12 protein-coding genes are annotated in these 12,013 nt (G+C 64.8%); 8 read left to right on the plus strand and 4 right to left on the minus strand.

All coding sequences use genetic code 11. The features are described 5' to 3' along the window. The 5 genes from EOA33_RS10325 to EOA33_RS10345 form a co-directional block, all read left to right on the plus strand. A partial coding sequence (locus EOA33_RS10325) for a molybdopterin cofactor-binding domain-containing protein (protein ID WP_145989102.1) occupies window positions 1-349 on the plus strand: 349 nt, incomplete at its 5' end. Between the two features lie 14 nt (window positions 350-363). Continuing rightward, window positions 364-954: a hypothetical protein gene (locus EOA33_RS10330; RefSeq protein ID WP_245482291.1), complete on the plus strand. Its 591-nt coding sequence runs from the start codon at window positions 364-366 to the stop codon at window positions 952-954. 158 nt (window positions 955-1,112) lie between these two features. After that, on the plus strand, window positions 1,113-2,288 hold the full coding sequence (locus EOA33_RS10335) for an efflux RND transporter periplasmic adaptor subunit (RefSeq protein WP_126057913.1): 1,176 nt from the start codon (window positions 1,113-1,115) through the stop codon (window positions 2,286-2,288). Window positions 2,289-2,361: 73 nt separating this feature from the next. Further along, on the plus strand, window positions 2,362-5,532 hold the full coding sequence (locus EOA33_RS10340; protein ID WP_126057914.1) for an efflux RND transporter permease subunit: 3,171 nt from the start codon (window positions 2,362-2,364) through the stop codon (window positions 5,530-5,532). A 97-nt stretch (window positions 5,533-5,629) separates the two neighbouring features. Further along, on the plus strand, window positions 5,630-5,788 hold the full coding sequence (locus tag EOA33_RS10345; RefSeq protein ID WP_126057915.1) for a DUF3309 family protein: 159 nt from the start codon (window positions 5,630-5,632) through the stop codon (window positions 5,786-5,788). Window positions 5,789-5,836: 48 nt separating this feature from the next. Here the strand turns inward: EOA33_RS10345 and EOA33_RS10350 are convergent, their stop codons facing one another. Beyond that, the gene (locus tag EOA33_RS10350) at window positions 5,837-6,796 is read right to left on the minus strand and encodes an SDR family oxidoreductase (RefSeq protein WP_126057916.1); all 960 of its coding nucleotides are present in this window, start codon (window positions 6,794-6,796) and stop codon (window positions 5,837-5,839) included. Between the two features lie 94 nt (window positions 6,797-6,890). Between EOA33_RS10350 and EOA33_RS10355 the strand changes: the two genes are divergently transcribed. Beyond that, window positions 6,891-7,805, plus strand: a complete 915-nt coding sequence (locus tag EOA33_RS10355) for a LysR family transcriptional regulator (RefSeq protein ID WP_126057917.1) — start codon at window positions 6,891-6,893, stop codon at window positions 7,803-7,805. Here the strand turns inward: EOA33_RS10355 and EOA33_RS10360 are convergent. From EOA33_RS10360 to EOA33_RS10370, 3 genes are all read right to left on the minus strand, one after another. Continuing rightward, complete coding sequence (locus tag EOA33_RS10360) at window positions 7,763-8,944, minus strand: MFS transporter (RefSeq protein ID WP_127400018.1); 1,182 nt, start codon at window positions 8,942-8,944, stop codon at window positions 7,763-7,765. The genes EOA33_RS10355 and EOA33_RS10360 overlap by 43 nt on opposite strands. A gap of 395 nt (window positions 8,945-9,339) precedes the next feature. Further along, complete coding sequence (locus EOA33_RS10365) at window positions 9,340-9,648, minus strand: DUF1244 domain-containing protein (protein WP_126057919.1); 309 nt, start codon at window positions 9,646-9,648, stop codon at window positions 9,340-9,342. A gap of 22 nt (window positions 9,649-9,670) precedes the next feature. Beyond that, complete coding sequence (locus tag EOA33_RS10370) at window positions 9,671-10,468, minus strand: N-formylglutamate amidohydrolase (RefSeq protein ID WP_126057920.1); 798 nt, start codon at window positions 10,466-10,468, stop codon at window positions 9,671-9,673. Window positions 10,469-10,736: 268 nt separating this feature from the next. Between EOA33_RS10370 and EOA33_RS10375 the strand changes: the two genes are divergently transcribed. Both EOA33_RS10375 and EOA33_RS10380 read left to right on the plus strand, forming a co-directional pair. Then, window positions 10,737-11,207: a DUF1036 domain-containing protein gene (locus EOA33_RS10375; protein ID WP_245455349.1), complete on the plus strand. Its 471-nt coding sequence runs from the start codon at window positions 10,737-10,739 to the stop codon at window positions 11,205-11,207. Continuing rightward, window positions 11,204-12,013, plus strand: an 810-nt coding sequence (locus EOA33_RS10380; RefSeq protein ID WP_245482292.1) for a pyruvate kinase, incomplete at its 3' end; no start/stop codon positions are given. The genes EOA33_RS10375 and EOA33_RS10380, both read left to right, overlap by 4 nt.

The raw sequence follows: 12,013 nt of genomic DNA on the forward strand, positions 1-12,013 counted from the left end.
CATCGAGAAGGTGTGGATCGCTGCCGATGTTGGTACCGCGCTCGATCCCGACATCATCAAGGCGCAGCTCATCTCCGCCGCCATCTACGGCCTGTCGGCGGCGATGGGCCAGGAAATCACCTTCGCCGACGGCATGGTCGAGCAGTCGAATTTCCACGATTTCGACGCCATGCGCATCTTCCAGTGTCCGGTGTTCGAGGTCGCGGTGCTGGAGAATTTCCACAAGATGGGCGGCGTCGGCGAGGTCGGCACGCCGCCGGCGGCGCCGGCGCTCGCCAATGCCATCTTCGCGCTGACCGGTAAGCGCATCCGTAGGTTGCCGTTGTCCAAAGCGGTGGCCTTCGCATGAGGAAGCTTCATATCATGCTGACGCCTGCTGCCATCATGTTCTTGGCGGCACCTTTCGCAGCCGCTCAGGAGAGCCAATCGCCGGCGCCGGTGAAGGTCGATGCAGCCAGAGGGCTGCCCGAATGGGACAAGGTCTATAAGGTATTCTCGCATCCGCGCTGCGCCGATTGCCATGTCGCCGATGACCGCCCGCGCTGGTCGGGCGCGCATTATGGCGGCACCCGCGTGCATGGCTTCAACGTTCAGCGCGGGAGCGACGGCTCCGGCTTCGGCAATCCGGGCCTGCGCTGCACGACCTGCCATTTCTCCAGTAATTCCAAGGCATTGCACGGGCCGCCGGGAGCCGAGAACTGGCACCTGGCGCCGGCCGAGATGGTCTGGTTCGGAAAATCCTCGGCTGAAATCTGCGCCCAGATCAAGGACCCTGCCCGCAATGGCGGGCGCAGCCTGCAGGATGTGGCGCTGCATGTTCGCGACGACAAGCTGGTCGCCTGGGGCTGGGCGCCGGGGGCTGATCGAGAGCCGGCCCCAGGCTCGGCAAAGGAGACATACAATGCGATCGAGAACTGGATGGCGGCGGGCGCGCCCTGTCCGGCAGCGCAATGATCCATCAAACTTTCTGACTATTTTGCGTTGCAACTTTGAGGTAGAAGCGGCGCTTCGCCGATCACGGCAAATTGAATAGGGCCTTGCGCGCACCCATATCGGCGACGCGCCCGCATTTAAAAAAGCGGCCTGGCCGAACCCCGCAGTGGAAAACGACGATGCCGAAAATCAGGTTTCACAAGCTTGCAGCCATTGTTGTGCTCATTGGATTCGCAGCCTGGATGGGAACGGGAGAGTTTTCATCCGTGGGCAGCGCCGCCGCCGACAATCCGAAGGCGGGAGACGCCCCAAAGGCAACGCAGCCCGAGGTCGGAGCACCGAAGACGGCTGACGCCGAGCCGAAGGCGCCGCTGCGCACCGTCGCGGTGGTGACGCCGCCGCGCAAGACCTATGCGCGGGCGATACGAATCTCGGGGCTGACGGAGGCCGACAAGCGGGCGGTGCTGGCGACGCGTGTCGCCGGTGTCATCGACCAGCTGCCGGTCAAGCAGGGCCAGCGCGTCAAGACCGGCGACCTGGTGCTGATGCTGGCGGCCGAGGAGAAGATCTCCAACGTCGACAACGCCAAGCAGCTTCTGGTGCAGCGCCAGGCCGAACTGGAAGCGGCCCTGCGGCTGATGAAAACCGGCAATCTGCCCGCACTGCAGCTCGACACCGCGCGCTCGAACCTGACGTCCGCGCAATCCCAGCTGGAGACCGCGCAAGCCGAGCTCGACCGCAACGAGGTCAAGGCGCCGTTCGATGGCGTCATCGACCGCATTCCGGTGGAACTCGGCAGCTCGGTGATGCAGGGCGGCGAGGTGGCGACCATCCTCAAGCTCGACCCGGTGATCGCGCGCGGCGAGGTCAGCGAGCGCGACCTGCGTTACATCAAGATCGGCGACGAGGCCAATGTGCGCCTGGTCAACGACCAGAAGGTGACCGGCACGGTTCGCTACATCAGCCGCGACGCCTCATCGCAGACCCGAACCTTCCGCGTCGAGGTGGCGATCCCCAATGCCGATGGCGCCATCCCCGCCGGCATGACGGCCGAAATCACGCTCAGCGCGCAGCCGACCGATGCGGTCATGCTGCCGCGTTCGGTGGTGACGCTGGGCGACAAGGGCGACCTTGGCATCCGCGCCGTCGGCAAGGACAACAAGGTGGCGTTCTATCCGATCGATCTCGTCGACGACACGCCGAACGGGCTGGTGCTGGGCGGCATTCCGCAGGACGCCCGCATCATCGTCGCCGGCCAGGAGCTGGTAAAGGAAGGCGACGCGGTCAAGCCGGTCGAGGCCGACCAGGCAACAATCAACAAGCTGATCGGCGAAGCCACCGCCGGCACGCAGTAGCGCGGCCAGGCGCCGGGCGCTGCCCGGCGACGGCTAGGTCGCTGCTCCTCGAAGACAACAGCAGGCATAAGTCATGGATATCGTCAGACTCGCCATCCACAACGCCCGCCTCACAATATCCGCGCTGCTGTTCCTGCTCGTGGCGGGCTGGGTCGCCTATCAGTCGACGCCGAAGGAAGCGGAGCCCGACGTTCCGATTCCGATGATGTATATCAGCCTGATTTACCAGGGCATCTCGCCGGAGGATTCCGAGCGCCTTCTTCTGCGCCCGATGGAAAGCAAGCTGAAGAACCTCAAGGGCCTCAAGGAGATGCGTTCGGCCGCCTTCCAGGGCGGCGGCTACGTGCTCGTCGAGTTCCAGCCGCAAACCAATCTAGCGACCGCGCTGCAGGACACGCGCAGCAAGGTGCAGGACGCCAAGGCCGATCTGCCGCAGGCCGCCGAGGAACCGACGGTCAACGAGGTCAACGTTTCCGAATTTCCGGTTCTAGTCGTGACGCTTTCGGGCGACGTGCCGGAGCGCGTGCTGACGGCGGCGGCGCGCGAACTGCGCGACCGCATCGAGGAAGTGCCTGGCGTGCTGGAGGGTTCGCTGCAGGGCGCCCGCGACGATCTGGTCGAAGTGGTCATCGATCCGGTCAAGCTGTCGTCCTACGGGCTGCAGCTCGACCAGGTCATGCAAGGCGTCGGCGCCTCCAACAGCCTGGTCGCCGCCGGCAATCTCGAGGGCTCGGAAGGCAAATACGCCGTCAAGGTGCCGTCGCTGATCGAGACGCCTGAGGACGTCGCCAACCTGCCGGTCGTCGCCACGCCAAATGCCGTGGTGCAGGCCAAGGACGTCGCCACCATCCGCTCCACCTTCAAGGATGCCGAGACGGTGACGCGCCTTGACGGCAAACCGGCGATCGCCATTGAGGTGAAGAAACGAATCGGCGCCAATCTGATCGACACGCTGAACCACGTCAGGGAAGTGTCCGACAGCTTCATCAAGACGATGCCGGAAGGCATGCACGTCACCTACACGCAGGATAAGTCGGTCTTCGTCAACCAGTTGCTCGGCGACCTGCAGAACCACGTGATGATCGCCGTCATCCTGGTGTTCATCGTCATCCTCTACGCTTTGTCAGGCCGCGCTTCCTTGCTGATTGGCCTCGCCATCCCGTCGTCCTTCCTGATCGGCATCCTTCTGCTCGCCATGATGGGCTACACGATCAACATGATCGTGCTGTTCAGCCTCATCCTGGCGGTCGGCATGCTGGTCGACGATGCCATCATCGTCACCGAATTCGCGGAACGGCGCATGAGCGAGGGCATGCCGAAGGCGGATGCTTTCGCGCTGGCCGCAAGGCGCATGGCCGGCCCGGTCATCGCCGCGACGATGACGCGCATCGCCGCGTTCTCGCCGCTCTTGTTCTGGCCTGGCATCATCGGCGACTTCATGAAATACATGCCGATCACGCTGATCGTGACGCTGTCGGCCTCGATGCTCTATGCGCTGGTGTTCGCGCCGACGCTGGGCGCCATCTTCGCCAAGGCGCCCAAGCATCACGAGGACGAGAACCGCGACGGCTGGTACATGGCGCTGGTCAAGCAGGCGGTGCGCTTCCCGATCACCGTCATCCTGCTCACCGTCGGCCTTTTGGTCGGCGTCGGCTTCGCCTACTCGAAATACGGCGCCGGCGTCGAGTTCTTCCCCAGCGTCGAGCCGGATTACGGCCTGCTCTACGTGCATGCGCGCGGCAATCTTTCGCTGGCCGAGATGGACGCCGCCACCAAGGAAGCGGAGAACCGGCTGCTCGGCTGGCCGGGCGTCAAGTCGGTCTACACGCGCGCCGGCAAGACGCAGGGCGGCGGCCAGGATATCCCCGAAGATGTCGTCGGCGTCATCCAGTACGAGTTCGTCGACTGGCGCGAGCGCAAGTCGGCCAACCAGATCCTCAGCGATCTGCGCGGCGTCATGGCAGGCATTCCCGGCGTCGATGTCGAAGTGCGTGTGCCGGAGGCAGGCCCGCCGACCGGCAAGCCGATCCAGATCAGGCTTTCGGCCGCCGACCCCAAGGGCCTCGACGACAAGGCACGCGCGGTGGCGGCGCGGATCGCCAAGATACCCAACGTCATCGACATTTCGGACGGCCTGCCGCCGCCCGGCGTCGACTGGGCGCTCGAGGTCGACCGCGCCAAGGCGGCGCAATACGGCATCAGCCCGACCTCGGTCGGAACGGTGGTGCAGCTGGTGACCAACGGCTTGAAGCTCTCGGAATACCGGCCCGCCGGGGCGGACGACGCGGTCGACATCAGGCTGCGGCTACCCGAGGACCGGCGCACGCTGTCGACGCTCGATGAGTTGAGAGTGCAGACCTCGCAAGGGTCGGTGCCGATCTCGAACTTCGTCGTGCGCAAGCCCGAGCCGACGGTCGGCATCCTCAACCGCATCGACGGCGCGCGAACAGTGGTGGTGCAAGCCAATGTCAGCGCCGGCGCGCAGGTCGCGGCGGTGCAGCAGGAGGTCACCAAGGCCGTCTCCGAGATGGATCTCGGCAGTGGCATCCGCTGGAAGCTCGCCGGCTCCAACGAGGACAGCGCCGAGGCCGGCGCCTTCCTCAGTAAGGCCTTCGGCGCGGCGATCTTCCTGATCTTCCTGGTGCTGCTCATGCAGTTCAACAAGTTCACCAGCGTCTGGCTGGTGCTGTCCTGCGTGGTCATGGCGACGGTCGGTGTGTTCCTCGGGCTGCTTCTGACGGGCGAGGCCTTCGGAATCGTCATGTCCGGCATCGGCGTCATCGCGCTGGCCGGCGTGGTGGTGAACAACAACATCGTGCTGATCGACACCTACGACCGGCTGCGCGAGGAAGGCTGGGACAAGATGGACGCGGTGCTGCAGACCTGCCGCGAGCGTGCCCGTCCGGTGGTGTTGACGGCGGTGTCGGCCATCCTCGGCGTGCTGCCGATCGCCTTCGGCCTTGGCCTCGAAATCTTCCATCACGAGACGACGATCAACGCGCCGTCGACGCAGTGGTGGATTTCGCTGTCGTCGGCGATCGTCTTCGGCCTCTCCTTCGCCACCTTGCTGACGCTGGTGGTGACGCCGTCGATGCTGATGGTGTTCACGCGCAGCAAGGATAGCCGCTTCAACGCGTTTTTCGGGCGGCTGTTCCGGCGCGGCAAGGGCAAGGTTTCAACGACCGTTGCCGACCACAGTGCAGGCGCCGAGCCGGCAATCGCCTTCCAGAAAGCTGCCGAATAAGTCAACTCAACCAGCAAGATAAAGGCCGCCCGGGGAACAACCGGGCGGCCTTTTGCATTGTTCCGGCATAACTTCACCTCACGGCGAGGGCTTTCTCATGACGATCAGCACACTTCTCGTCATTATTCTCATCCTCATCCTGATCGGCGCCGTGCCGGCATGGCCGCATTCGCGCTCCTGGGGCTACGGCCCTTCGGGCATCGTCGGCGTCATCCTGGTGGTGCTTTTGATCCTGCTGCTGATGGGCAGGATCTGATCCTTATGCGACCGAGCCATGTCACGGCTCGGTCGTTGTCAGCTCAAATCAGGCGGCCGCGCGTGGGGCGGGCGCGACGGCAATGCCGATGTCCCGCATGGCTTCCTTCACCGCCTGATCGAGCGGGGTGTGTGGGATTTCGCCAATGATCTTCTCCAGCCGTGTCGAGACCAGCCGGTGCTCCTCGAAACGAAGGTAGGACATCGAGACGATCTCACGCCACATCGCCACGAACGGGCTGCCAGCGCGTAGCACCCACCAGGGCATGAAGCCGAGCTTCAGCTTGCGCCCGAGCGGATTCTCGGCCGCTGCCTTGATATCGAGGTCGGTGACGGCATGGCCGGGGAAGTTGAGCGCCTCATAGAAGCCGAGCTTGTCCAGATTGCGCGCCAGGCCGACGAAGGCCACGGCGAAGTCGGGCAGATAGGCCCATTCATGGACGAGGTCGGCCGGGCCGGGCGCGGTGTAGATGCCCTTCTCCATCTTGGCGGCAACGACCAGGTCGAACCAGGAGCCGCTGCCGGTGCCGCCGAAGAAGTCGCCGGCCCTGAGCAGAATGGTGCGCACGCGGCCGGCCTCGGCCTCGCGGCGAAACAGATCCTCCATCGCGACGCGGATGCGGCCCTTCTCGGTCGTCGGCCGGAAAGGCGTGTCTTCCGTGATCACGCGAGGCATCGGCGAGCCGTAATTGTAGACGGTGCCGGGGAACAGATGAAGCGCGCCGTTAGCGCGGCAAGCGGCCGTGACGTTCTCGGCCATCGGCAGGCATTTGCCCCAGTCGGTGTAGATCGGGTTCAGGCCGTTGAAGATGATGTCGACGCCTTGCGTTGCGCGGATCAGCGAGTCTCGGTCGAGCGCATCACCGGCTATCGCTGTAGCGCCCTTAAGCTCGGCGGGCACCTTGCCGCTGCGGGTGACGGCGCGAACGTCGAAGCCGGCGTCGATGAAGGCTTTGCCTACGACGCGGCCGAGCCGGCCATTCGCGCCGAGGATTGCGATCTTGGTCATGTTTCGTCTCCGTGTCTGCGTTAGGCCACCAATTTGAGGTTTTCGCAAACGAATGGAAATTGACTGATTTTGGCGATTTGATATTCATAAATGGATGACGGAAATCGACTGGAACCTGATCAAGAGTTTCGTCACCGTGGCAGAGACCGGCAGCCTCTCCGGCGCCGCACGAAAGCTTGCGGCCAGCCAGCCGACGCTCGGCCGCCACATCGCCGAGCTGGAGCAGGCGATCGGCGTGACATTGTTCCGACGCGGGCGCAGCGGCTATGCGCTGACCGAGGCTGGCAACGTGCTGTATGAGCGCGGCAAGGCCGTCAGCGAGCAAGCGAGCGCGTTCTCGCTGCTGGCCCTTGGATCGGTCGAGGCGATCGAGGGCACCGTGCGCATCGCCGCCAGCGAGGTGGTGGCGGCCTATGTGCTACCGGATATCACCGCGCGGCTCGGCGTGGAGGAGCCGGGCATCGAGGTCGAGATCGTCGCTTCGAATCAGGTCGAGAACCTGTTGCGCAGGGATGCCGATATCGCCATCCGCATGGTCAAGCCGGCGCAGAACGAGCTGGTGGCGCGCAAGGTCGCCGACATTCCGCTGCGTTTCTGTGCGGCGAAGGCCTATCTCGACCGGCGCGGCCGGCCGAGCCGGCCCGGTGACCTCGCCGATCATACGCTGGTCGGCTTCGACCGCAGCGATGAGATCGTCCGCGGCCTCAATGCGTTCGGCATTCCCGTCAGCCGCGGCAGCTTTCGCTTCAGGACCGACAATCAAATCGTTCTTTGGGAAGCGGTGCGGACGGGAAATGGCATCGGCATCGGCCAGGAACCGCTGGCCGAACGCGATCCGTCGCTGGAGCTCCTGCTGCCCGGGCTGCCGTTGCCGTCGCTGCCGGTGTGGCTCGCCATGCATCGCGACGTGCGTAGCAGCTTGCGCATCCGCCGCGTCGCGGATTTCCTCCATGAGGAGCTGAAACGCTATTCGGCCGGCGCGGGCTCGGGGGAGAATTCGGCGCGGTGAGCAAGCCCGGCCATCAGAAGGACGACAACCAGCAGTCCCGACAGCGCGACGAAGATCGGGCCGAAGCTCGAATGCTCGGCGACGAAGCCGATCGCCGACGGCGCCACCAGTATGCCGGAATAGCCCATGGTGGTGACGACGCTCATGCCGGTGCCGGATGACATGCCTTCCTGGTTGCCGCCGGCCGAGAAGATGATCGGTACCATGTTGGCGATGCCGAAGCCGCAAAAGCCGAAGGCGGCAATCGCAAGCCATGGCGAGGGCGACAGCCCGGCCACCAGCATGCCCGCCGCGGCGGCAAGAGCCGAACCGCGCAGCGTCGTCACCGCGCCGAAGCGGTCGCGCACACCGTCGCCGAGGAAGCGCATGAGCGCCATGACGCCGGAAAAGGCGGCATAGGCAAGGCCGGCGAAGGCAAGGTCGGCGCCGAGCTCCTGCTGCAGGTAGAGCGCCGCCCAGTCGAGCACCGCGCCCTCGGAGACCATGGTCAGCAAAGCCATCAACCCGACCAGATAGACCACGGGGTGGCCCGGCAGCGAGAATTTCTGGTGCTCTGTCTGCTGCGGCTTGTCCTCTGCGATCAGGTAGCCGATCGCAAAAGCGACAACCGCGAAGGCGAGCGCCGTAACCACGGTCGCATGGACGAGATGGCCGTAATTCTGGATGGCGAAGCCGCCGAGAGCGCCGCCAGCGAAACCGCCAAGGCTCCAGAAGCCGTGCGAGGACGACATGATGGCGCGGGCGAGCCTTCTTTCCACCGCCACCGCATTGGCGTTCATGGCGACATCCATGCCGCCGATCGAGCCGCCGAAGATGAACATGGCGATGGCCGCCAGCGGTACGTTGGGGGCGAGCGCCACGGCCAGCAAACCGAAACTGCCGCACAGGCCGAACCAGCGCAGCACCGTGCGCGAGCCGTGCCTGGAGATCAAATGGCCGCACCAGGTCATCGCCGCCACGGCACCGGCGCCGAACAGGAGGATCAGCAGGCCGAGCGTGAATTTCGAGATATCCAGACGGGTCAGGAACACCGGGATCTGCGGCGCCCAGCTGCCGGTCAAAAAACCATTGGCGAGGAAGATGCCGGCCACGGCCCAGCGTCCGCGAATGGCGGCCTCAATCGTGTTTTGCGCGCTCATGGTCTGTCCGCAATACGAATGGTTTGGGCGCAAGTTAGATCGATTCAATCGGCGGTCAAGAGCCGCATTAGGCGACGTGCTTGGACCAAAGGGCGACGGAGGACCGGTTTTCGTTCGTGGCAGGCTGCTGCCTTGGAGGTTGGCGAGAACGCTTCCCGTTCGTCATCCACGGGCGGAGCAAGGAGCGGAGCGACGCGCGCAGACCCGAGGATCCATGCCGTTACCTAAGAGCGCCGCTACCGTGCAGAACACTCCCTGGGTTGCCTCGTTACGATCTTATCCTGTATCGCCGTGCTCTTCGGCAGCCGTCACGGAATGGATTCTAGGGTCTGCGCGACGTCGCTTCGCGACTGCTTCGCCCTAGAATGACGAAGTCGCGAAGGCGCTCGGCGCCGCTAGTGATCCTTCGGGCGCCTTGCCTCGAACTCCGCCTTCTTCGCGTCGGAAGCCTCGGTCTGGTTCAGCGCCTGCCACTCGGCATAGGGCATGCCGTAGATGATCTCGCGCGACTCGTCCTTGGAGAGCGCGACGCCGTCGACCTGCGCCGCCTCGCGATACCAGTTCGACAGGCAGTTGCGGCAGAAGCCGGCAAGGTTCATCAGATCGATGTTCTGCACGTCGCCGCGCTCGCGCAGGTGTTCGACCAGCCGGCGGAAGGCGGCGGCCTCGAAATCGCGCTTCTGCTCGTCGCTAAGCTCGGTCATGTCATGCGCTCCTCAGGCCCTGTCACACCGGCCCGGTGCGCGAGCCGAACTTCTTCACCTGGTGTATATCGGGACGGCGGTCGATCGCGTCAACGATCGGCGCCAGCTGCTCGGCCCAGGCGAGGGCGTCTTCGCGCCCGGCGATCAGGTCCTGGCGGATCTCGATCAGCGCATGGGCGAAGCCGTTGACGATGGCATGCCGGAACATGGTGTCGCCGCGCAGCGCCCCATCGTAAGGTTCGTTGTCGCCGACGACGAGGCTCTTGTCGGCGGCGAGCATGTCGATCAGCGGCCGCGCCACGCGGTCGTCCAGGTCCCACAATATACCGACATGCCAGGGCCGCCGGATGCCCTGCATGACCGGTGTGAAGGAGTGGACCGAGAAGATGAAGGGCGCCTTGCCGGACGCCTCGGCCACCGAGGCGATCATGGCGCCGACGGCGTCGTGATAGGGCCGGTAGAAGCGGTCGAGCCGTCTTTCCCGCTCTTCCGCGGCCATGGGGTAGTTTCCCGGCACGATGGTGCCGTCATAGAGCTGGCGGATCAGCGTCGGGTCGTCCTCGCCGCGGTTGGGATCGATCAAAAGCCGCGAGAAGTTGGCGAGCACAGCCGGCACGCCGAGCGTCGCCGCCAGCTCGCGCGTCACCGTCTCGACGCCGATATCGTAGGCGATGTGCCGCTCGAACTCGCTCGCCGGCAGGCCGAGGCTGCCATACTCCTCAGGCAGGGCGCGGCGGGCATGATCGCCAAGCAGAACGATGCCTCGCTTGCGATCGCCTTCGACGATATCGAAAGGCGCGAAAACTGTGGATCGGGTCATCGGCTGGAATTGGTCTGGTCGCTGGCTTCCCGGCAGGGTGGTAACGTCATTCCACGAAGAGGACGCTGGCGCAATGCCGTTGTTTGGCCACGGTTTCTGCGAAGAATCCAACGCATGGCGACAAATCGCGCCTGGGGCCTTCTAAATCGATTGGAATTGAACAAAACGGCGCGTTGACATGCGCCCGGAGTTTGCCGAAAAGGGGCGTCGAGAGATGCAGATGTCGTTCTTGAGGGGTTTCAGGATGGGTTCCGCCGGCAGGTCGCGCATGCGCCGTGCCTTCGCCTTGCCGATCCTGACCGTCGCCGCCGGGCTCACAGCCATGGTCGCGGCGTCGCCCGCCCGGGCCGATTTCCGCGTCTGCAACGCCACACAGAACCTGGTCGGCGTCGGCATCGGCTATCGCGCCAAGGCCGGCTGGATCACCGAGGGCTGGTGGCACATCGAAGGGTCGAGCTGCAAGACGCTGATCGAGGGTCCGCTGTCATCAAGGTTTTACTATCTTTATGCAGAAGACGCCGAGCGCGGCGGGCGCTGGGATGGCCCGATCAACATGTGCGTGGCCGAAAAAGAGTTCAAGATTGCCGGCGTAACCGATTGCGTCGCCCGGGGCTTCCAACGCGCCGGATTCCAAGAATATGACACGGGCGAGCAGGCAAGCTGGATGGTCCAGCTGACCGACGAGCCCGCAACGGGAGGCGCACCAGCGGCCCCCGCCCCGGGAACAAACAGTCAATGAGACGTAACCGCAAGGTCAAGATCCTCGCCACCATCGGTCCGGCCTCCTCCTCCGAGGAGATGTTGAAGAAGCTTTTCGAAGCCGGCGCCGATGTCTTCCGCATCAATATGAGCCATACTGACCACGATCTGATGCGCACGCTGGTCGGGCGCATCCGCGCGGTCGAGGACGCGGTCGGCCGGCCGATCGGCATTCTCGCCGACCTGCAGGGTCCGAAGCTGCGCGTCGGCAAGTTCGCAAACGGCAAGGAGACGCTCAGCGTCGGCCAGACCTTCACGCTCGACAACAATCCGGAACCCGGCACCTCGAGCAGAGTCTACCTGCCCCATCCGGAAATCCTGAGCTCGGTCGAGGCCGGTCACCGGCTTTTGATTGATGACGGCAAGCTGGAGCTCAGGGCGGTGAAGAGCGACGGCAAGTCGATCATTTGCACGGTCGTCGCCGGCACCACGATCTCCGACAAGAAGGGCGTCAGCCTGCCCGACACCGACCTGCCGGTCGGCGCGCTGACCGAGAAGGACCGCGCCGATCTCGACGCGGTGCTGGCGGCCAGCGTCGACTGGGTGGCGCTGTCCTTCGTGCAGCGGCCGGAGGATCTCGCAGAAGCGCGCAAGATCGCGCGCGGCCGGGCACTGATCATGGCCAAGATCGAGAAGCCGCAAGCGGTGGCCCGTCTGCCTGAAATCATCGAGCTGTCGGACGCGCTGATGGTTGCGCGCGGCGATCTCGGCGTCGAAATGCCGCTGGAGGCGGTGCCCGGCATCCAGAAGCAGATCACGCGTGCCGCGCGCCGCGCTGGCAAACCG

The organism is Mesorhizobium sp. M4A.F.Ca.ET.050.02.1.1, from assembly GCF_003997725.1.
Taxonomy (GTDB): Bacteria; Pseudomonadota; Alphaproteobacteria; order Rhizobiales; family Rhizobiaceae; genus Mesorhizobium.